This window comes from Succinimonas amylolytica DSM 2873, from assembly GCF_000378405.1.
Taxonomy (GTDB): domain Bacteria; phylum Pseudomonadota; class Gammaproteobacteria; order Enterobacterales; family Succinivibrionaceae; genus Succinimonas; species Succinimonas amylolytica.
Map to the genome: position 1 here is coordinate 30,548 of NZ_KB899641.1, position 21,302 is coordinate 51,849.

Consider the following 21,302-nt stretch of genomic DNA (forward strand, 5'->3'; position numbering starts at 1 on the left):
TAGTCAGGGGAAAGGCGATTTGCGGTACATCCGGGGAGAAGGCCCGGAAGATCGCCGCCCGAAGATGCCCCGCTGTTCTTAAAAATCATGAAGGGCCGGGAGTTAGCAGATCTCTTCTGAAGGCTGATATTTAAATCGTGCGATATTGAAAATTCATTCTTTTAAACTGCCGCAGGCAATACACCTGCAGCTCTTAAAAGTATTTAAGGTTTCACAGTATTTGCAGATCCATAATCCATTAGCCTCGGCAAACATCTCATCCAGCCTGGAATTAGCGGGAGATGCAGCATTTCTTATTAAATGCAGTTCATAGGAAATGATGGCACTGGGCATCATGGCGTCCTGAGTCTGTACCGGCTCTGTAGGCTTGATATCATTAATAGCTTCGGAAATCCGGGCGATATCATTAGTGTCACTTCTGGCTGTTTCGTCCTGGGGACTATGGTCTGAACCAGTTTTATTATCAGCTTCCAGGTCAGTTTTACCGGGAGCGTCCTTCGCTGCAGCTTTTCCAGGAGAACTCTTTCTGCCTGCTATTCGGGTAATAATAACAATAACGGCAACCAGGAGAAGGTAAACGCCGGCAAAGCCTGTCAGCCATTCAGGAACCGTCTGTGAATGATACGTACTTTCTGAATTCGCAGAAGCTCCGGGGGCGGGAGAAACTGGTTTGGCATCTTTTGCATTAAGGGCTTCACTGATCCGGTCCTTATTAACAGTGATGCTGGCAGTGACCTTTACCCTGCCGTTTAAATTGTCAATTACGGATAAAACCTTCTCTTCCATGACAAAATCAGCGGCGTTTAATATAACCCGGTCTCTGATTTCCGGGATATTGTCTCTTAAATACTGTTCGCCTTTAAGATCCGTAACTGCTGTCCGTACGGCGCTGATATGCAGCTTCTGAAGAGCAATATCCCTGTTTTTAGCGGTTTCCGTCAGGTAATAGCTGCCCCGGGCCGGGTTCCGGGCGTTTTCTGTCCGGGATTCTGAATCATGCGGAGGTCCGGCCGGAGCGGTCTCCGCCGACATGGCATTTAAGGGAAGCAGCACAAATATAGCTGTTAGAATTCTGGCAAATATCATAGTGGCAGTATCAGCGACGGGAGCAGGCTATAGCCAGGGATGACGGATTCTGTTCAAAATAACACATATTAACTCGATTGCTATATTTAGTTTAGCATACTGCCAGCATGCCGCACCAGAAGTGCATGTGCAGCAGCGGCGGAGATTCTTTTTTCCGGTGCGGGGATCAGCATGCCGCTGATGATACCCCGCATTATTCCGGGAAGGTTTTTGCTGAGTACTGGAGTCTGGCCATGACATAAGGCGGCGGAAATGCAATTACCGTTATCAGATCCTGCGGTTAAACCCGGTTTTGCTCCCGTCCAGATCTCATGAAGCACTATCCCCAGGGAAAATATATCGCTTTTGCAGGATAATATAACCGGCATCCCCTGCATTTTAAGATAGCATTCCGGTGAAATATAAGCCCGGTCACCATCAATAATTTCCGGTTCCGAGTTTTCAGAAAAACCGTAATCAAAGTTTATAATTCTGGCAGCCACCCCGCCGCTGTTCAGAGGTATAGCCATAATATTTGCTGTCTTAACGTTAAAATGCACCACATGCTTAAAATTAAGAAAGGCATAGCTGTACAGAACTGAGGCCGTCAGGAAATACTTCTCTGCTGTTTTGAGAGAAACAATCCCGTCAAAAGACAGGGCCTTTCCGGAAATGTAATCGCTGACAGCGTAATAGGACGATCCGTATTTGAAAAAATCATGGACAATCATGATATTGCCATTCCGGCACTGGGCCAGAGACTTGTAATAGCTGAGTCTCCGGTTCAGATAGATATCACCCGCCGCGTTCCCCTGACACGAGCAGGAAGAGTCCTCATCCCGGGACGGCAGTTTGCGGATTTTCTTCAGGAAGAATTTATGCCCGTCCCGTAATGCCACCCCATAGTTAAAGGTCTCTGGGACATAAGAGGAAGAAAGCTCTTCCGCTGTCTCATAATAGCTGATTTTCATAACTGGCAATATTCCGTGTCACCATGGCGAAACAGGAAACTGACACCGCGGCCCCTCTGTTAAGCATTCAGTATCCGGATCCCGCTGATGATGATTGCTGATAGCTGGCAAAAACTTCATTTTACGATTTTGCGGTGCTTTAATGATAATATTCTGTCTTCTGGTATTCAATTTTCCAAATATCCCGGGCAGTAATTCCTGGAAGAAGCTGTAATTTGGAACCCGGGAAGCGGATCCGGAGTTCCCGCTGCTACACCACATGATGCCGGAACATCCATCCCGCAAAGCTCAGGGTTATCACACTGATGAGTCCGAGCGGCAGCAGGTCGTACCAGAGCTCCGGAATGCCGGCGCCCTCCAGGTATACTCTTCTCGCAAAGTCGATGGCATATCTCAGAGGATTAAGCCAGGTCATGTACTGCCAGATATCCGGCATGTTCGCAATCGGAGTCATAAGCCCCGAAAGCAGTGCCAGCGGCACCAGGAGCACAAAGGCATAAAGCATGGCCTGCTGCATGTTGGCGGAAAAGGCTGAAATCGAAAGACCGTAGCCCACACAGGCGCAGGTGAAGAGAAGGAGTCCGAAGTAGAGACTCAGGATATTTCCCGCAAAGGGCACCCGGAACCAGAACAGTGCCACCAGAAGAATAAACGAGGACTGCCCCAGCCCCACGATAATGGGAGGAATGGCCTTCCCTGCCAGAATCTGCATCTGGGTAAGAGGTGTCACCAGGAGCTGCTCGAAGGTTCCCCGCTCCCGTTCCCGGGCCACACTGAGAGCGGAAAGCATTATTACCTGTATCAGGCTCAGGGTGGCGATAAGAGCCGGCAGAATGTTCCAGCGCGTGATGGAATTCAGGTTGTAGAGGGGGCGGTATTCCAGACGGAAGGGAGCGCTCATCAGGCCCTTCTTTTCAGAATAGCGGGAAATGATCTGCGACAGATAGCCTCCCGCAGTGCCGGCAGTAGTACTGTTTCTGCCGTCCAGGAGCACCTGCACCCGGGCTTCGCCCCCGTTTTTTACCTTTTTTTCGAAGTTTTCGTCCACTGAAACGATAACCAGAATCTCTTCCCGGTTCATGGCGTCGACATAGCTGTCCATGGAATTTCCGCCGGAAACAGGCCTTTCCACAAAAAATCCCGAACCGTTAATCTCTGCCCGGAGCTCCCGGCTGGCCTCACAGTGGCAGCGGTCGTTGAAAGCATAGTGCACTTCCTTAAGATCAAAGGTAGCCACATACCCGAAAAGAAACGCCTGAATAATCGGCGGAACAATAAGAAGCGCCCGGGATGAGGGATCCTTGAAAATGGTCAGCATCTCCTTTCTCAGGAGTGCCATAATCATATAAAAGCTTTCAGTCATGCCTGTTTCCTCTCAGGTTTCCCGTGTAAGGCTGTATTCAGTTTTCCGGAGCCCTGGCTCCGGTGTCAGTCCAGACGTTTTCTGGTGATGATCATGGTAATTCCGGTAAATCCCACGGCATAAAGGGTCAGAATCAGGGAATTCTTAAGTACCACAGAATGCACGTCTCCCGCCAGAAACAGCGTCTTCAGGGTCTCCATATAGTAGGTGGACGGCAGAATATGCCCGATGTAGAAAATCACCTCAGGTGTGTTCCTGAGATCAAAGATGAACCCCGACAGCATAATACACGGCAGGAAGGTTACCAGCACTGATAGCTGGCTGGCCACAAACTGGTTTCGGGTAATGGCCGATATGAGAAGCCCAATGGCCAGTGCCACTACAAGGTACAGCATGGAAACCAGCGACAGGAGAAGGATGCTGCACCTTATGGGTACATCAAAAAGCTCCCGGGCGGCCAGAAGACAGAGAGCAAAGCCCAGAATGCCCACGCAGAAATAGGGGATGATTTTCCCGATAATGATTTCCACCGGCCGTACCGGACTTACAAAAATGGCCTCCAGAGTGCCCCGTTCGTATTCCCGGGCCATAACCAGGGCGGTCAGAAAGGTCCCCACCAGCGTCATAATCAGCACCACCAGTCCCGGAACAATATACCAGGTGGAGGAAGCCGGCTGATTGAACCACATGCGGGTTTCGGCCACAATCCCGGCCCGGGGCGTTCCGGGCGCCTTTGAAAGAGTTCCTCCCAGGGCTGAGGTGAGATACATGTAGGCCGTCTGAGCCCGGTTGGGATCCTTGCCGTCCATAATGAACTGGATTTTGCCGTCCCCCTTCCGGTACTCCCGGTCGAAATCGTTGCGGAACACCAGATATCCTTCAATTTTCTGGTTCAAAAAATCCCGTTCCGCTTCCTGAACGCCGTTATAGCGATAAACCTGAAAAATAGGGGAGCCGGAAATTCCGGAAACAAGCCGGCGGGAAATTTCAGAGCCGTTCATATTCACCACACCGAGCTTGATGCCGGTGATATCAAACGTAATGCCGTACCCGAAAATGAAGATGAGAATAATGGGAAGCCCGATCCCCAGAAGGAGATTGGACCGGTCCCTGAATAGCTGCCGGAACTCCTTTATGGTAAGAGCCCTGAGGCGCCGCAGAAATCCTCTCATCTGTTCTTCTCCCGGGATGCCATGACAATGTTTATGAAGACCTGCTCCATGGTCAGCGGATGCCCCGGGGTTTCTCCTGCCGAAGCCCGCACCTCTCCCGGAGTCCCCAGGGCAATCATGGTTCCCGCATCCTGGATCATAATACGGTTACAGTACTCCGCCTCCTCCAGAAAGTGGGTGGTGATGACAATGGTAGTACCAGCGGCAGCCAGAGAGGTAATACGGTGCCAGAATACCCGCCGGGCCATAGGGTCAATACCGCTGGTGGGTTCGTCCAGAAACAGGATCTCCGGTTCATGCATGATGCCTGCTGCCATGGAAAGGCGCTGCTTGAAGCCGCCGGGAAGCTCTCCGGATCTCTTGCCGATGACCTCCCCCAGTGAAAACTCCTCCAGAGCCTTTGCCATCTGCTGGCGGAGACGTTTTCCATGGAGGCCGTAAACTCTTCCGAAGAATTCCAGGTTCTCCCGGACAGTGAGATCCTGATACAGGGAAAACTTCTGCGCCACATAGCCGATACGCCGGCGGGCCTCGTCTCTGGCAGTGCGGAGGTCGTAGCCGGCTACCCGGAGCACGCCGCCGGATGCCGGTATAAGACCGCAGAGCATTCTGAAGGTGGTGGTCTTCCCGGCTCCGTTAGGTCCCAGAAGACCGAAGATCTCCCCCTTTCTGACAGTAAAGGAGGTGTGGTTCACAGCGGTAAAGCTTCCGAAAGTCTTGAGGAGAGCCCGCACCTCGATAATGTTTTCCTTATTTTCAGGATAGCCGGTGATGTCCTCAGGAATTTTTTCAGAAAAGGAAAGACCTGTCCCGGCCTTTTCCCGGAACAGGCACATAAAGCCGTCTTCGGCCACCGGCTCCCGCGGCACGGCCCGGGAAAGATCCCCGGGAACCCCGTTTTCGCGGGATACAATGCTGATGGTTCCCGAAAGCGGCACCGCATCTGAAAGATCCGCCCTTTCAATAAGGCGGGACTGAACTATACGGGGAAGAATGCTGCCGGGTGCCAGGGAAAAGGTTTTGCCGCGGGCCTTTTCCCGGAGCTCCTCCGGCGTAAGATTCCCCAGAATCTCCCCTTCGTTAAAAAGATACACCCGTCCGGCAAATGCCGTCTCGTCGAGATAGGCGGTACTGACAATTACGGTCATGCGGTTGCGGGCCACCATGGCGGTGATGATTTTCCAGAGATCTCTCCGGGAAAGAGGGTCTACACCCACACAGGGCTCATCCAGAAGGAGCAGCCGGGGATTGCTGAGGAGAGTGCAGGAAAGCGCCAGCTTCTGCTTCATGCCTCCGGAAAGCTTTCCGGCCCTTCTTTCGGTAAAGCGGCTCATGTCGGTCATGGCCAGAAGATCCTGAAAACGCCCTTCCCGGTCTTTGCGGTCTATGCCATAGAGGTCGGCATAGAGATCCATGTTTTCACGGACGGTAAGATCCTCATAGAGACCGAATTTCTGAGGCATATAGCTGACACTGGCCTGAATTTTTTCCGGGTTCCGAACCGCATCCAGTCCCAGCACCCGGAGATCTCCGGAGGTGGGAGAAATAAGACCGGCACAGAGCCGGATAAAGGTAGTCTTGCCCGCACCGTCTGGGCCGAGGAGCATGGTTATCTGTCCGGTGGCCGCCTGAAAGGAGACATTCCTGAGGGCGGTAACAGTTTTTCCTTCGGCATTAAAGATTCTGGTAATGCCGGAAGCCTCTACAGCGATATCCGTCACTTGCTAATTTCCCAGCTCTACAGTAACCGGAACCCCCATGCGGAGATCGTCCCCGGGATCCTTCACAATAATGCAGACTTCATACACCAGACTGGTACGGAGCTCGGAGGTTTCCACGTTTTTGGGGGTAAATTCCGCCACATCTGAAATGAACCCCACGGTCCCCTCGAGAGCCTGACTGAGAGAGTCGATTCTAACAGTAACGGGCATCCCGGTTCTGACCCTAGAAAGCCGCGGTTCATCAATGTAGGCTCTGACCCATTTTCTGTCAGAGAGCAGAATGGTAAACACGGTTTTGGCGGGGCCTGCCATGTCCCCGATTTCTGCCAGCCGGGTTCTGATAACGCCGTCTGCCGGTGCCAGAAGTCTGGTTCTGGAAATCTGGTCCTCCAGAATCTCAATATTCTTTTTCTGCGCGGCGACTTCGATTTCGGCAATGGCGATATCCTCTTCCCGGGTACCGTTAACCATGAGGTCATGCTGGGCCTTCAGAGTGTTCACTGCCTCGCCGGCCCTCTTAAGAGCCCCTTCTGCCGCGTCCAGCTCCTGTCTTGAAATTCCGGAACCGCCGGTTTTGTCAAAAACCCCCTTCTTGCGATGATATTCAAGTTCCAGAAGATGATGGCTTTCCTGGGCTTCCCGGAGACGGTGGAGCGCGGCCTCCACGTCTTCCTTTCTGTTGCCGTTCCGGAGCTTGCGGAGTCTTTCCTCTGAAAGCCTGAGTGCAATCCGGGCGGCATCCAGCTGGAGCTCCAGCTGTTTGCTGTCAAGCTCGGCCAGTACCTCTCCGGCCTTTACCCGGTCCCCCTCGTCATGGAGAATCCTGATAATTCTTCCCTGTCCTTCAAAGGCGGCATCTGCCTCCCTGATATCGGCATTTCCAAAAATCAGACGGCTGTCCTGAACCGGCTGATTAAGGGTATACCAGTAATATACTCCGCCGGCACATAAAAGCAGGAAAAGGGCGAATACCATTTTTTTCATTTAAAGTCTCCTATTCCGCAATCTTTCCATAGGCTCAGCGCCAGTAAAGGAAAGTGCGGATACAGCACAGACAAAATCTTTAAAAGCAAAGGCTGACAGGCGAAAGAATATTTCACGTGAAAACGCTTTACAGATACTTAGAGCAAAAATTTGAGAGAAAGTTCACATTTTGTGACTGTCTGAAAACGAAATTTGGAAATTTTCGGTGAAGACCCCGCTATTTGCGGAGACTGCAGGGAGTTTAATAAGGAAAAAATCAGGAATATACTGAGGAGCCGGTTTTTGAGCCGGGCTCCCTGACCGGATAGCCTATTCTTCAGGAGGCTCCGGAACAATAAGGGAATTTCCAGTCTGGAGCCCTGACGTCCCTGTCCGGAACCACCGGTCTTCGCCGGGAATTTCTCAGATATTCCGGCTCACAGCTGATCCGGAGAATCAGGGGGGCTTCTCCGGACTGCCCTTTCTATTTCAGAGAGTACTCGGTCTTTCCTTCCTGAAGAGGGAGGTAGCCGAATTTCATTTCCGGGCTCTTCCCCTTTGCCGCAGCCATGCTGTTCATTACCTGAAGAATCATGGCATCCCGCACTGCCTGATGGGAATTGGCGGGAAGCCCGGTAATCCGCGGATCCTGCATAACGGCAGCCATGTCGACATCATAAACGGCAGCGCTGAAGGCGAGCCCCCGGGCCCCGGCCGGCAGCGTGTAATAGTCATTGCCGCTGTAGTGAAACACCCCGTTCATGTCAGCTGTGCCGATAAGCCGGTACTTATTGCTGAGAGCGGGATCTCCGGAGCCCTCGGAGGTCTGGGTGGACATGTAGATTCTGGCTCCGGGATAGGATCTGATGAAGATGCGGGCACCGGCGGCTGCCTTTTCCCGATCCAGCATCCCCTTTACAGCTTCCTCGGTAAGAACCCGGCCGTCCTTGTCAGAAACCCAGTACCAGCCTATGCGGGGAGCATTGTTTACGATTTCCTCGCGAAATTCCTGATGCGCTCCGGAAACGTTTCTGGTGTCCCTGGCCGCAGAGTCAGACCCCGGAATACTGACTGTGGCGGCAGTAAAGTCACCGGCCTCATAAAGCTTCTTTATCGCTGCAGCATAGGCAACGGACTCTTTCTGAGTATAGGAAGGTCCGCTGTCGGCGGTCTGGTAGTTAAATCCCCGCTTTCCCTGCGGTATGACGAGAGTTTTCAGGATCTGCCCCTGCGGCGTGCCATGTTCTCCGGAGGCAGGACGGTAGACAATCATGGCGCTGTCAGCCTTATTGCCGCGATTTACCAGGGCAACCACGGAGCGGTGCATGGCAGAACAGTCATCCTTCTGATACTTAAAGACGGTATCCGGCTGTCCTTCAAAGCCGATAATGATGTCTCCCGCTCTGAGTCCGGCGGCAGCAGCCGGCATTTCCAGGGCAATGCCGCTTACTCTGGTAAGGCAGGCGACAGGGATCGTATTCTCGGCGATGATTTTTTCCAGCGGAAGAGGACGGAGCGGCATGGAGTCGGTATCTGCAGAACCGATGTCCATATTACGCTCATTCCTATATTCGGTCTTTCCGCCCAGAACCCGGGCGGAACCGGTCTGCCGGCCCCGGGCATCCTTGTACACCAGTTCCTGTCCGTAGAATACTGCAGTGCCGATAACCGCACCGTTCCTATCCTTGAAAACCCAGTCGTTCCCCAGCTTTCTGACGGATCCTGCCGGCTGACCGGCGGCATCCCGGTATACAACCTCGTTTCCCAGGGGTCTCGCCGTGCCCGCCTGTTTGCCCTTTACGGTATATACGATTTCATTTCCCAGGGGGCGGACGTCATACGTGACACTGCCGTTTTTTATGTGGATCGTCCATGCCAGACAGGGTGAAGCGGATAGTACAGCCAGGAGGGCTGCCAGGATTCTGGTCATAATTTATTCTCCCGTAAGTGTGATAGTGTAAATGAGCCCGGCTGTTCTTAATGGCTGAACGGCTGGACTCAGATAATGGTACGGCGAAACCGGTGCTGTCATAGTGTAGCCCAAATTTTCACATTAATAAAAGCCTGCTGCCTTTCCGGAGAGAAAAACCTTCCTGCCGCCCCTTTCCGGAAAATCCACCCGGAGCCCGAGAATTTCATATAGCCTCCCCGCCGGAAGCAATGCAGGCAATTTCAGCATAGCTGACCCCGTCCCTCCGGAATTCGGATCTCATGAGGGATATCCGGGACACTGTCATGGAAACCGGGTGCGGCATGGGGAGTGTTTCGGGGGGCTGGGATTTTTTAATAAGTGTTATGTGCGGCAGAAACGGCCTGGTATCGCAGGGAATGCCGTGCTTTGAAAGGCGCTCTCTTATACAGAGGACCAGAGCTTCCAGAGCAGGATTCCGGGCTACACCGGCCCAGAGGAGATTTCCGAAGGATCCCGGGGCGGAAAGACTGATCTCAAAGGAAGAAAAACGGAGACCGAAAAGCGCGGAAGTCACCCGGCCGGGATCCTCCAGTTCTCCGATAAAGGCCAGCGTGAGGTGCAGATTTTCGGGAAGAGTCGGAATTCCGCTGCCGCCGCGGTTACGGAATTCCCACTGAAGTCTTAAAAGCTCCGCCTGCATCTCCGGCGAAAGCTGTACCGCAATAAAAAGCCGCATGAACGCCCTCTGTCAATTATGCTTTCTGTCTTCCCGGGGATCTTTTTCCGTGCCGGGTTTCAAGCTGTCTTCCCAGCCGTTTTTCCGGAATGCCCGGCTCCGGGGGTGAATTCCGGACGCGGCACGCCACAGGACTCTTATCCCGCCCCTGTCAGAAAAGAGCGATTTCCTGAGGTGTCAGGGGGCGGTATTCTCCGGAACCGAGATCCTCCGGAAGAAAAATCCCTCCGATGGCGATCCTTCTGAGGCTAATCACGTGATTTCCCTGTGAGGCAAACATTCTCTTTACCTGATGATAGCGTCCTTCATGAATGGTCAGACGCACCTTTTCGGGAGCGAGGATTTCGAGTTCAGCCGGAAGAGTCGGAGTTTTTTCACCCCGGAGAAGCACCCCTCTGGCAAAAATCTCCTTAAGGACAGGATCTGCAGGATGCTCCAGCACCGCCTCATATACCTTGGGACATTTTCTGGAAGGCGCTGTTACCCGATGAGCCCAGGCGCCGTCATCCGTAATAAAAATAAGCCCCTCGGTATCCAGATCCAGTCTTCCCACCGGAAACAGCCCTCCGGCCTCGTCACGGAGACAGGACATTACGGTGGGGTATTCGCTGTCATCGGTAGCGGAAACGCACCCCGCTGGCTTGTTCAGCATAAAATAGCGGGGACAGGCCCTGGTTACCACCTGAAGTCCGGAATCGTCGCAGCGTACGTCGTCCTCAGGAGATACCCTGAGAGCAGCATCCCGGACCGGAATGCCGTTAACGGTAACCCGACCTTTTCTGATAAAAATTCCGGCCTCGCGGCGGGAACACCCGAAATTCATGGTCAGGCATTTATCAAGTCTGACAGTTTCCATGTGCGATTACTCCTTATGCCGTTGCTTGTGATCTAAGTTTCAGGTCCGGGGCTGGCGGAATACTGAAGGTTTCCGGGACTGCAGAGGAAAGGCTGCAGTCCCGGGATCTATATCGGAATTCCGGAAGCAGAGAGGTGCTTTAAGGCTCCTTTTCGCCCCGGCGTCCGCCCTTCTTTCTGCATGATTCTGTTAGCCAGCCGCCCTGACCTCCCTAGCTACTGACTTTCCCGGAATCCCGGCCGCTCCGGGAGCTCTTTTCAGAAGCTCTGCGGGCGAGGATGTTGGCCAGCACCGCACCGGAAATGTTATGCCAGGCACTGAAAATGGCTCCGGGAACCGGGGCAAGCAGCATTCCCGGGAAGCACATGCCGGCCAGAGCGGTGGAAAGACCGGAGTTCTGCATGCCCACCTCTATGGAAACAGCATTTCGTCTTTCCGGAGCCAGCCGCAGAAGACGGGAGACTCCGAATCCGGCAAGATAGCCAGTCAGGTTATGGAGTATCACCACGAGAATAATCAGAAGTCCGTTCGTCAGGAGCATCTCACCGCTGGAATCAATCACAAAGCCAATAATGCAGCAGATTCCGATACAGGATATCAGAGGGAGCACCGCGGCCAGCCTGGCGGTGAAAGCACTGAGAAAGCGGTTCAGGAGCATGCCGAGAAATACCGGGATAAGGACAATTTTCAGGATCCCGATAAACATTCCCACGCCGTCAATGGTGATACCCGCTCCGCCGATACTGTCGGAGTAGAGACCGGTATAAAACATCACGAGGAGCGGTGTCAGGAACGGAGCCAGAACAGTAGACACTGCGGTCATGCCCACGGAAAGAGCCACATCGCCCCGGGCCATGTAGGTCATTACGTTGGAGGCGGTTCCTCCGGGACACGAACCTGTGAGAATAACGCCCACTGCCAGCTCCGGAGGCAGGCGGAAGGCCAGACACAGAAGGAATCCGGCCAGGGGCATTACCAGGAATTGCAGAATTTCTCCGGTCAGCATGTCCCAGGGTTTCAGAAATACCTGCCGGAAGTCCTGAAACCTTAATGTCATGCCCATGCCGCACATGATAACCATAAGCAGATTGGGGACAGAGACCGAACCCCAGAGAAATCCGGGGTTGTTTATCCAGGAGGTGAAGCTGCCCCGGGCAAAAAAAGCTGTCAGGGTAACAAGAACTGCATAGAGAGCCATATACTTCCCGACATGGTCGGAAACTGCCCTGGCTTTTGAAAATAATGACATCGAAAAACCTGTCTGTCTGAACAAAACACAATCCGTATCCTCTGAAAAAGTCCGAAAGATACAGTTACCACAACGGCAGCGTCTCAGTTGAGGCGGTGCATATCAAGAAGGCTCAGCGTGCTGGAGATCATTTCCTGAGAGAGTTCAGGCTTGTCGTCAGTTTTTCTGTTTACTATATGAGACGTAAGATCCTCCAGTCTGGAAATAATAAAGGGAGGTCTTTTTTCAATTCTGCCGAGAGCAGCCTTCTTGTTGGCCAGCACCAGAATCACGCGGGGAATCACGTTAATGGGACTCAGAAAATCCTGCATGATCTGCTGCTGCCGGATAATCTGCTCCTCCGGGGAAGGAAGCGGCACAATACGTCCATGCTCGGTTTTGCTCCATTCGCCCTTTTTGTTTATGAAAAGGACAAGACGGTTATTGACTCCCTCGGGAGTAATGCCGAAAGCCTTTGTCTCCAGAATATACATGCCGGTGGGACCTATGACCACATGGTCAAGCTCCAGGCGGAGAGTTCCTTCAATTTCCAGATAGATGCCGCTGACGGACTTGTATTCCGGCGGAAGATTTTCCAGCACGGCGCGCACCGCCTTCTCGCCGATATTTCCGGCAGTCTTGATGCGGCGATCAAGCTCTGAGAGATTCTTGCCTACCCGGAGTTTTCCGCTGCGCTCCTCATAATTGGGTCTTTCAGAGAGTCCGGAGACTCCAAGGCCGATCAGGAATTCCCGGAACTGCTCCTTGGAAGCGGTATAAAGCCTGGGAGTGGGGGCAATGATGTTCAGAAATATCCCCTTGAGGGTGCCCAGCTCCCTTCCGGTATAGGAATAAATGACTCTTTTTCTTCCTTTATGGCGCACACGGGATCCGGGATAGGTTCTGAGAAAATCCATATAGTCCAGGAGCAGCTTTTCATCCGCGCCTCCGGAAATCTTCATCTTCCATTCCTCAAATTTGCGGGCGTCGGGGAGCATCTGGGGAGCATGGGAATTGTGGACGGTAAAGCTTTCAGGTTTCTGATTCCTCTTTTTTCTTTTTAAAAACGGGAAACGGAAAATATGCTGCCGGAAACTCCGGGTTTTGTCCGAGGATCCAGTCCGGGGATCCCGGCGATCCTGCTTACTGGCGTTTTTGAAGAAATACTTCTTTATTACAGCCGCTGCAAGAATCGCTGCAAAAAACGCCAGAAGGACATACTCGAACATAACTGCTAATTTCCGCCTGAGGATACAGCGGACTCCATGGATAAATCTTGCACTGATTTTAAATCAAATTCCCGCCGTTGTAAAACGGGGGGAAATACCATTAGCCTGGAGGCAGCTTCCGTGCCGGAAGGGATGGTTCTGGGATCTCACAGGAATCATTTTTAGAACAGACTTGCAGCTCCCGGGAAAAGGGAGGTACCTTTGAAGCATTTGAAAACTGTACTGATTGATTTGTCTGTCTGGCATTAATTTTCTGGAACTGACGGGGCAGGTATCAGTGTTTTTGAAAAATCAGCGACAGCAGGCTTCAGAATTTTTTCAGGAGCTTTTTTTCAAATACACACTGTGAACTACTTCTCTTCGTGCAATTCTCCGCACCTGTTAAGCTGGATTGAGATTGGGCGGATGTGGTAACATTTAACTACAGGATATTCTGTCTCTTATCCCTTATTCAGGCAGTTCTTGAGCCTAAATTATACGCATTGCTTTTTATACCTGTTTTGATAAATAGCAGTTTCCGGTGAGCTATGACTCCGGATGACATTAAAAATGTTTCGGGATCTCTGTCATGAAAAAATCTGGAGCACCTTGATTCGCTTTATGAGTATGCGTAATATATACAGGAATCTTTTATATGATACAGGAAACGAACAGGTCACTTTTGTTGACTGGTTTTGCCCCGATCATTGATTTATAAGGCTTGCTTTATGGTCACAAGTCTCGGTTCTTTAAAAAGTTCTCTTGAAAATTTTTTGCGCCGATCTTGCCCATATCAGCCCTTATGATATAAGGGATTGCGGAGGTGCCCTTTTTTTATGATTCCCCGACTTGGGGACGGAAACCTCAAGCTCTTTGACAGAGCTATTACCTTTCAACTTTTTTTATGATTCCCCGACTTGGGGACGGAAACGGGTTCTCCTTGAAGTCCTCAGGGTCAGTATAAACTTTTTTTATGATTCCCCGACTTGGGGACGGAAACTTGGCAATTTGTAGTTATCATTCATCAGCTTTGTTCCGCCTTTTTTTATGATTCCCCGACTTGGGGACGGAAACAGTATTTAGCACACTGTGCAGTACACAGTGCATTAACTTTTTTTATGATTCCCCGACTTGGGGACGGAAACCTCAAGCTCTTTGACAGAGCTATTACCTTTCAACTTTTTTTATGATTCCCCGACTTGGGGACGGAAACGGGTTCTCCTTGAAGTCCTCAGGGTCAGTATCAGCTTTTTTTATGATTCCCCGACTTGGGGACGGAAACTGGCAAGCCAGCTGGTAATTACGCTCAGCTATAAACCTTTTTTTATGATTCCCCGACTTGGGGACGGAAACTTGCTATAAAACTGTTCCATGGTTACTCTCCTAACTTTTTTTATGATTCCCCGACTTGGGGACGGAAACCTCCAACCAGTTGCAACTTCATGATAGTTGCTGTTAGTTCTTTTTTTATGATTCCCCGACTTGGGGACGTGTTTGTACTATGCTAATCTCGCCAGTTGTCGGTACCTTGCCAAGCTGTTCCACAATCAGCTGGCTAAATTCTCTGCTGTTTGGCAATGATTTTGGTTATTTTTGAAGAAAGGCTGCGGGATACTTTGAAGAGTTCTTTCATCTCGTGAAGATTTGATATGCCCTGAATGACAGGATTCATTTTTCTGAACAATTGCTGTTACGTAACAGACTGAGAGAATTAGACTGTCACCGCTGGCAGATCGGGTTGTGTCCTGATAGTCAGGAGTGCCCTGTTTATATAATCCCCAGGCCCTTTGAAATCTCCTTCAAAGGTTCTTCCTTCTGGTATGTTATGCCCTCAACAGCCCCGTACATTTTACGAACTCCTGAGGTTGCGGTCATGATGTCATAAACATGGATGGGGCAAGGTCCTGATATCCAAAGAGGACACATTCCGGGATTCCGTATTCTTGCATTGCTGCCCAAATTCAGAATGTAAAAAAGAACTTGATGATAAAGAGAACACTTGCCACATAGATCACCCAGGATACCTCCCGCCATCTTCCGCAGCAGATCCTGATAATCGCGTAACTGATAATTCCCAGTCCAATGGCATGACCGACTGATCCAAAAACCGGCATGGCTGCAATCATAACCATGGCCGGGGCAAACTCCTCCATATCGCTGAAATCTATATTCTTAAGCTCGGCAAACATCAGAATCCCCACAAAAAGAAGCACTGCAGAAGTGGCCGGAGCCGGAATCAGTGCAGCCAGGGGTGCGAGAAACGAACACATTAGAAACAGCACCGCCACTACTGCCGCAGTAAATCCGGTGCGTCCTCCGGCAGCTATCCCGGAATTTGTCTCTGCAAAGGTGGTAACCGTGGAGGTTCCTGCCAGTCCTCCGCTCACGGTGGCCAGGGCGTCTGAGAGCATAGCCCGGTTCATATTTCTCTTTTCATTAAGGAGATTGGTCTTAGATGAGGTGCTGATGAGCATACCCACGGTGTCAAAGAGGTCTACCAGACAGAAGGTAACAATCAGAATCAGCGCGGTATCCCAGCCGATCCGGAAAAATGTCGCCAGATCAAAACTGAAGAAGGTGATGTCCAGAAAATCGGAAACCGGGGGGAGCCAGGAGGAATTTTCAAGTACCGCGGCCGGAGTTTCTCCGATAGTAAGCGCCCCTGCCCAGTAAACAGCAGCCCCTATAGCCATTCCCAGCGGGATTGCCCCGATAACCTTCCGGCAGTAGAGAGCCGCCATGGCAAAGAATCCCGTCAGCATGGAAGCTGCTGAAAGATACATTTTTGGAAAAGCTGATCCCATGCCGTCAGCCGCGTATCCGACGGTGACTGCCCCAAAAAAATCGCTTCCCATAAAAAACGGGCCGCCCTTTTCCGAGAACAGCGAAACATTGGAAGTAAGCGCAATCTTCATGATGAAGAGACCGATGGCGGGAGCGATGGCAATCCTCAGGCATTTAGGAATGGCATCTACAATCTTCTCCCGTAAATGCAGCAGGGTCAGCAGAAGAAACAGAACTCCTTCCAGAATAATGATGGTAAGACAGGCCTGATAGCTCTCCCTGTAGGAAATTCCCAGCATGGCGGAAACCGATACCGTAACCAGTGCAAAATAGGTATTGATGCCCATCCCGGGGGCCAGTGCCAGGGGTTTATTGGAAAGAAGTCCGGCTAACAGGGTTCCCAGACCGGCAGAAAGGCAGGTTGCCAGAAAAATTCCGTTCCAGAGCGGGGAATTAACGACAAATCCCGAGAGTATTCCGGGATTTACGGTGATTATGTAAACCATGGAGGCAAAGGTTGTCAGACCAGCAAGAAGCTCCGTCCGGAAATTGGTGTGGTTACCTCTGAAATCAAAAAATCTCTCAAGAAGCATGTGATTACGCCTTCATTATTTTCCAGGTTTCCGAGCGCCCAGAAACTGCCGGGCCTGACAGCATGATTTCCCGCTGACGAAGATCAGCTGACCGGAAACTCTGAGATAAAATCACTTTCCGGAGAAATCAGCGTCATCAAGCCTGAAAAAAGTCAGCCCCTTCTTGCCCTTTCTCTTGGTACGGTAAAGAGCATTGTCAGCATATTTAATCAGAAACCTGGGATCAGCTATCGCGGAGCCGTGGGTAACACCGATACTTACGGATATGGCAGGAAGTCCGTCTGAGGTATCACCGAGCATGCGATTGATATGGGCTGCCTTTGACTCCACCAGACTCTGCATTCCAAGGTCGGCATGTACCATGAAGACTACAAATTCGTCGCCGCCGATCCGGCAGACATAATCGTCAGAACGAAAATTTTTGGACAAAGTCTTCACAATCTTTTTAAGAACCTGATCTCCTGTATCATGGCCATAGGTGTCATTAATGGTTTTGAAATCATCGGCGTCTACCAGAAGCACATAGGTGGAACTGAGATCAATGGCGGACAGCAGAAGATCATAGCCGCTGCGGTTATACGCTCCGGTCAGCTCGTCGTGGGAGGCCTTGTAGTTAAGATGATCCAGACTGTTCTGGAACTGGTGATACATCTGATTGTAAGCCCGGGCCAGATAGCGGAACTCCGTGGCGCCGGTCTCTTCCTGAAGCGGATTATTGGCCCGGATTTTTGCCGCAGCCCTGAGTACCGGATTTATGCCGAGATGGGAGGTCAGGAATATCATGATAAAGATTACAGACACCTGAATAAAGATGATCCAGCGTTCCCGGGCGATTTCCGAATAGTGACTGTCAGCGGAGATTCTCTCATCCCGGTCAAAAATCCGATGGATTTCATAAAGGCTTTCGGACATGCCCTGTCTGATAGTTTCCTTCTGCCGGTAGTAATCCTCACTGAATACCTTCATCTCGGCCAGGTGTTTCTTTTCAGGAAGGGAGAGACGGAGCTCCTCTTCTTTAAGCTTAATATTTCTCAGGATCTCGGGCACTGGTGCATCGGGTCTCGTGCTGAGAATGAGCCGCATGGCATAGAATTCCTGCTCCATAAGCATGTTGGAGGCATTAAGGGATTTTTTTAGCTTCAGGAGAGCTTTTGCTGCTTCGGGAAATTCTGACATATGAGCCACTGCATTTTCCCGGCGTCTGGTATCCAGAACCTCGGTAATATAATTATCCATAAACCGGGTATCCCCGGTAACAACGTACCGCTGCACGTTTTCGGTAAGAAAGTCTGAGGCTGCCACCAGATTTTTGGCATCCTCCTCCAGAGAACGGTGATCATTAACCGACCGGGAGAGATTTGCAAATGAAGCGGAAAGGGAATATGTCGAGTAAATCATCATGGCGGAAACGCCTGTAGCCAGCAAAATCAGCCAGAAATTGAGCTTTTTAAGTGAAATTCCCTGCTGGATCCGTCGTTTGATAAGCTTGATGATCATAGTGTTTGGAATCAGTTAATACATGCACTTGGGGTTAGAACGATTATTAGTTAATAAATTATACCACTATCAGGATAAAAGAGCCTGTACCGCAATTTTTTTAGAAGGAATTCTGAAAGCGCCCTCAGGTTTTCCCGGATTTCATGTCAGGACCGGGGTACCTAAGAGGTTCTGAAAAACGCATCCCGGGGCGGGAGCGGCGGTAAAAAATTATGGTCTTTTCCTGTTCCGGACCATAGCGGGACATACATTTACAAAACAAAAATCCCCGGAATACGGGGATCTCTCTAAGAAATGGAATTAACGGAGGCCCAGAACGTCCTGCATGTCGTAAAGAGCGGCAGGTTTATCTGCGGCCCATACGGCAGCTCTTACCGCCCCGTTGGCAAAGGTCATTCTGCTGGAGGCCTTGTGAGTGATCTCCACTCTTTCACCGTCCTGAGCAAAAAGCACGGTATGGTCACCCACGATATCGCCGCCGCGAATAGCCGAAAAGCCGATAACGCCCTCCGGACGTTCTCCGGTAATGCCGTCGCGTCCCCGTACCGAGATATCCTTCAGATTCTTGCCCAGTGCTGCAGCCACTGCTTCGCCCATGCTGAGTGCGGTTCCCGAAGGAGCATCCACCTTATGACGGTGATGGGCTTCGATGATTTCTATGTCAGCAGTGCTGCCCATTACTCTGGTGGCGGTGTCCAGAAGCCGGAACACCAGGTTGACGCCGACGCTGAAATTGGAGGCGAAGACCACCGGAATACTCCGGGCGGTTTCCGCGATTACCTCCTTTTCCGCATCGGAAAACCCGGTAGTGCCAAGAATCACAGCCTTGCCATGCTTGCTGCAGAAAGCAAGATCTGCAAGGGAAGGAGCGGGACGGGTGAATTCAATAAGCACGTCAAAATCGGCGGTTTCGGAAAGGGAATCGGTAACAATAACGCCGTTCCTGCCGACTCCGGCAATTTCACCGGCATCAGCCCCGATAATGGAGGAGCCGGGGGCTTCGGTAGCCTGAGCCAGAACACAGCCGGAATTAGGGGCGCTGACAGACTGAACAAGGCAGCGGCCCATACGTCCGTTAACACCGGCAACAGCAATTTTAAGAGCCATGATTTTCAGTATCCTTACTATCAGAGAATATCGAGAAGTTCCACATCAAAAATAAGTGCCGCCTTCGGAGGAATAGTGCCGGCACCGCTGTCACCATAGGCCAGATCGGACGGAATGGTGAGACGGTATTTGGAGCCCACCTTCATAAGCTGCAGAGCCTCGGTCCAGCCCTTGATTACCTGAGTTACACCGAATACGGCAGGCTCCCCGCGTTCTACGGAGGAATCGAATACCCGGCCGTCGGTAAAGGTGCCATGGTAGTGAACCTTCACCTTGTCTTTGGAAGAAGGAATTTTGCCGGAACCCTCGGCGAGAACCTCGTACTGCAGACCGGAGGAGGTTACCTTAACGCCTTCCTTTGCTGCATTGGCCTTAAGATACTTTTCACTTTCGGCCTGAACTGCGCGGGCCAGTTCCTCCTGCTCCTTTTTGAGCTTTTCATTGATGTCCTTAAAGGCCTGAGCAATCTGTTCGTGGGGCAGTCTTAGCTTGCCTGCGGCACCATCCTTAATGCCCTCAAGAAGAGCTTCAAAGCTGAAGCCCGGAAAAAAGCTGAGCTGGGAGGCCACCTGAGTGCCCAGACCGTAGCTTACGATTTCTTCGGTAGTTTTAATATCCATTGCTAGTTCCTAATACGCGGGGAATCCCCCTTTTCAAAAAACCGGTACATTGTAGCAAGTTTTCCGAAAAGGATGGAATTAAAAAGATGACGGGAATAACCGGAGAGCTCAGACCAGGGGGAGCACCATATGAAGAATTGGCATATTGTAGGCATCAAAGGTCAGTCTGGCGGTACCTCCCAGCTGCTGCGGGAAGTCGAATTCCTGGTAGCGGAAACCGTTCCTTTCGTAGAATCTCCGTGCTATGCCATTGTTCTCAAAAACCTCCAGTCTTACAGATGCGGCTTTCCGGGAATTCCGGGCATCGCGGACACATGCGTCCAGGAGGAGCTGGCCGAGATGGCGGTTCTCGTACCCCGGCAGAATGTAAAAGGATCGTATATAGGCATGGCCAACGAAGTACTGAAAGCACACCAGTCCTACAATCAGATTCTTCTCAGTATCCCGGATAACGTAATTGTGGTAGCTGCTGGCATTTACCCGGTTCATCCAGAGTGAGCCCAGCTGGCTGTAGTTCAGGAGCACCCTTTCCCTGATAAACTCCGGAGCATCCTTAAATTCCAGCTCCTGCTGAGAGCGATGCTCTACCTGGGCCATGGCCCAGAAATCCTCCGGGGCGGGAACTGTTACTAGAACTGACATTGCGGAACTCTTCCATAATCCTTGCGGGAGGTCCGGTAAACCTGCACCAGTCCCTCCAGGCCGGCACTGATCTCCTTAAGATAGCTGTCCGAGTGCGGATGGAGCCGGGCAAAGGCTTCTGCTCTCATATCCGGATTCCGGTTGGCATTATGCCAGAATACCAGAATTGCAGAGGGATTGTAGCCGGAAGTGGCCATGATCTTGAGGGCAATGGCATCCGCATCCCGTTCCTGAGCCTCAGTATAGGGTTCGTTGTGAGCCGGATCGATTATGAGTCCCAGGGCATTGGAAAACCTGGCAAAGTTATCGGGAGAACGCAGGTACACCGAGGTTTTGAAATCGGAAAGGCCGCCGGCGGCACTGATGGGCTCCTTCAGTATTCTGGTAGCCCTTTCGTTGTCGTGTTCCAGGAGTGAATGAGCCATGACATGGGCAATCACATAGGCGGTTTCATCCTGATTTCCGATAGCGGCGGGGAGACAGTTGCTGACAATAAAGGTGCCATCATTAATCAGCGCAGCATTTACACTGCATTCCCGAAGCATTTCAGTACGCCACTCGGAACGCAGCCCGGCAAAGGCGCTATTAATGGAACGGGTCAGATTCCGGATATGACATTCAACAGCACGGCGCTGGGATTTGTCGCCCTTTACCGTAATATTAAGGGTGTTTAGCTCCTTATGGTAGGCTCCGGTAAGGCTGCTCATCTCAGCATAGTCAAAACCGCGGGAGCCGCCCCGGTGTCCGCTGATGGAGTTGCATCCGGCAACGGCAAGACCGGCCAGGAGCGAAACTGCCAGAAATTTTAGGGATTTCATAAAGTTTTCCAGAGTATCTCAGTTTATGGTGATTTAAAAAAAGCCA

17 protein-coding genes and 1 CRISPR repeat array are annotated in these 21,302 nt (G+C 51.4%); all 17 genes read right to left on the minus strand.

The window, feature by feature from the left end; all coding sequences use genetic code 11:
- Positions 1-153: 153 nt before the first annotated feature.
- Entirely contained in the window at positions 154-1,086 is a 933-nt protein-coding gene (locus F557_RS0116740; RefSeq protein ID WP_019003359.1) for a hypothetical protein, read from the minus strand.
- An 86-nt stretch (positions 1,087-1,172) separates the two neighbouring features.
- Positions 1,173-2,036, minus strand: coding sequence for a protein kinase domain-containing protein (locus tag F557_RS0116745; RefSeq protein WP_019003360.1), 864 nt, complete (start codon positions 2,034-2,036; stop codon positions 1,173-1,175).
- Positions 2,037-2,286: 250 nt separating this feature from the next.
- A complete protein-coding gene (locus F557_RS0116750; RefSeq protein WP_019003361.1) occupies positions 2,287-3,399 on the minus strand; it encodes an ABC transporter permease in 1,113 nt (370 codons plus the stop codon).
- A gap of 65 nt (positions 3,400-3,464) precedes the next feature.
- Entirely contained in the window at positions 3,465-4,571 is a 1,107-nt protein-coding gene (locus F557_RS0116755; RefSeq protein ID WP_019003362.1) for an ABC transporter permease, read from the minus strand.
- On the minus strand, positions 4,568-6,292 hold the full coding sequence (locus tag F557_RS0116760) for an ATP-binding cassette domain-containing protein (RefSeq protein ID WP_019003363.1): 1,725 nt from the start codon (positions 6,290-6,292) through the stop codon (positions 4,568-4,570). Before F557_RS0116760 ends, F557_RS0116755 begins: the two co-directional genes overlap by 4 nt.
- Before the next feature lie 3 nt (positions 6,293-6,295).
- Complete coding sequence (locus F557_RS0116765) at positions 6,296-7,276, minus strand: HlyD family secretion protein (RefSeq protein ID WP_019003364.1); 981 nt, start codon at positions 7,274-7,276, stop codon at positions 6,296-6,298.
- A gap of 463 nt (positions 7,277-7,739) precedes the next feature.
- A complete protein-coding gene (locus tag F557_RS0116770) occupies positions 7,740-9,185 on the minus strand; it encodes a PDZ domain-containing protein (protein WP_019003365.1) in 1,446 nt (481 codons plus the stop codon).
- Between the two features lie 205 nt (positions 9,186-9,390).
- Positions 9,391-9,903, minus strand: coding sequence for an RNA 2',3'-cyclic phosphodiesterase (gene thpR, locus F557_RS21585; RefSeq protein ID WP_019003367.1), 513 nt, complete (start codon positions 9,901-9,903; stop codon positions 9,391-9,393).
- Between the two features lie 151 nt (positions 9,904-10,054).
- Positions 10,055-10,759 carry a pseudouridine synthase gene (locus tag F557_RS0116790; RefSeq protein WP_019003369.1) on the minus strand — a complete coding sequence of 235 codons (705 nt, stop codon included), beginning with the start codon at positions 10,757-10,759 and terminating at the stop codon, positions 10,055-10,057.
- 211 nt (positions 10,760-10,970) lie between these two features.
- Entirely contained in the window at positions 10,971-12,008 is a 1,038-nt protein-coding gene (locus F557_RS0116795; RefSeq protein ID WP_019003370.1) for a bile acid:sodium symporter family protein, read from the minus strand.
- An 83-nt stretch (positions 12,009-12,091) separates the two neighbouring features.
- Complete coding sequence (locus tag F557_RS0116800) at positions 12,092-13,216, minus strand: nuclease-related domain-containing protein (RefSeq protein WP_019003371.1); 1,125 nt, start codon at positions 13,214-13,216, stop codon at positions 12,092-12,094.
- Positions 13,217-14,023: 807 nt separating this feature from the next.
- Positions 14,024-14,691: a CRISPR direct-repeat array (repeat unit 35 nt; unit sequence CTTTTTTTATGATTCCCCGACTTGGGGACGGAAAC).
- Positions 14,692-15,156: 465 nt separating this feature from the next.
- Positions 15,157-16,572 (minus strand): NCS2 family permease, encoded by a 1,416-nt coding sequence (locus tag F557_RS0116820; protein WP_019003374.1) that lies wholly within the window; start codon positions 16,570-16,572, stop codon positions 15,157-15,159.
- A 111-nt stretch (positions 16,573-16,683) separates the two neighbouring features.
- Positions 16,684-18,069, minus strand: a complete 1,386-nt coding sequence (locus tag F557_RS0116830; RefSeq protein ID WP_019003376.1) for a GGDEF domain-containing protein — start codon at positions 18,067-18,069, stop codon at positions 16,684-16,686.
- A 300-nt stretch (positions 18,070-18,369) separates the two neighbouring features.
- Positions 18,370-19,176, minus strand: coding sequence for a 4-hydroxy-tetrahydrodipicolinate reductase (gene dapB, locus F557_RS0116840; RefSeq protein WP_019003378.1), 807 nt, complete (start codon positions 19,174-19,176; stop codon positions 18,370-18,372).
- Positions 19,177-19,196: 20 nt separating this feature from the next.
- Positions 19,197-19,796, minus strand: coding sequence for a BamJ family beta-barrel-assembly machinery protein (gene bamJ, locus F557_RS0116845; protein ID WP_019003379.1), 600 nt, complete (start codon positions 19,794-19,796; stop codon positions 19,197-19,199).
- 108 nt (positions 19,797-19,904) lie between these two features.
- The gene (locus F557_RS21590) at positions 19,905-20,438 is read right to left on the minus strand and encodes a GNAT family N-acetyltransferase (RefSeq protein ID WP_019003380.1); all 534 of its coding nucleotides are present in this window, start codon (positions 20,436-20,438) and stop codon (positions 19,905-19,907) included.
- Entirely contained in the window at positions 20,426-21,256 is an 831-nt protein-coding gene (locus F557_RS0116855) for a M48 family metalloprotease (protein ID WP_019003381.1), read from the minus strand. The genes F557_RS21590 and F557_RS0116855 overlap by 13 nt, the downstream gene beginning before the upstream one ends.
- Positions 21,257-21,302 lie beyond the last annotated feature (46 nt).

Bases quoted from the DNA above. Each gene is read 5' to 3' on its own strand.
- F557_RS0116740 (WP_019003359.1), bottom strand. From the start codon at position 1,086: ATGATATTTGCCAGAATTCTAACAGCTATATTTGTGCTGCTTCCCTTA.
- F557_RS0116745 (WP_019003360.1), bottom strand. From the start codon at position 2,036: ATGAAAATCAGCTATTATGAGACAGCGGAAGAGCTTTCTTCCTCTTAT.
- F557_RS0116750 (WP_019003361.1), bottom strand. From the start codon at position 3,399: ATGACTGAAAGCTTTTATATGATTATGGCACTCCTGAGAAAGGAGATG.
- F557_RS0116755 (WP_019003362.1), bottom strand. From the start codon at position 4,571: ATGAGAGGATTTCTGCGGCGCCTCAGGGCTCTTACCATAAAGGAGTTC.
- F557_RS0116765 (WP_019003364.1), bottom strand. From the start codon at position 7,276: ATGAAAAAAATGGTATTCGCCCTTTTCCTGCTTTTATGTGCCGGCGGA.
- F557_RS0116770 (WP_019003365.1), bottom strand. From the start codon at position 9,185: ATGACCAGAATCCTGGCAGCCCTCCTGGCTGTACTATCCGCTTCACCC.
- thpR (WP_019003367.1), bottom strand. From the start codon at position 9,903: ATGCGGCTTTTTATTGCGGTACAGCTTTCGCCGGAGATGCAGGCGGAG.
- F557_RS0116790 (WP_019003369.1), bottom strand. From the start codon at position 10,759: ATGGAAACTGTCAGACTTGATAAATGCCTGACCATGAATTTCGGGTGT.
- F557_RS0116795 (WP_019003370.1), bottom strand. From the start codon at position 12,008: ATGTCATTATTTTCAAAAGCCAGGGCAGTTTCCGACCATGTCGGGAAG.
- F557_RS0116800 (WP_019003371.1), bottom strand. From the start codon at position 13,216: ATGTTCGAGTATGTCCTTCTGGCGTTTTTTGCAGCGATTCTTGCAGCG.
- F557_RS0116820 (WP_019003374.1), bottom strand. From the start codon at position 16,572: ATGCTTCTTGAGAGATTTTTTGATTTCAGAGGTAACCACACCAATTTC.
- F557_RS0116830 (WP_019003376.1), bottom strand. From the start codon at position 18,069: ATGATCATCAAGCTTATCAAACGACGGATCCAGCAGGGAATTTCACTT.
- dapB (WP_019003378.1), bottom strand. From the start codon at position 19,176: ATGGCTCTTAAAATTGCTGTTGCCGGTGTTAACGGACGTATGGGCCGC.
- bamJ (WP_019003379.1), bottom strand. From the start codon at position 19,796: ATGGATATTAAAACTACCGAAGAAATCGTAAGCTACGGTCTGGGCACT.
- F557_RS21590 (WP_019003380.1), bottom strand. From the start codon at position 20,438: ATGTCAGTTCTAGTAACAGTTCCCGCCCCGGAGGATTTCTGGGCCATG.
- F557_RS0116855 (WP_019003381.1), bottom strand. From the start codon at position 21,256: ATGAAATCCCTAAAATTTCTGGCAGTTTCGCTCCTGGCCGGTCTTGCC.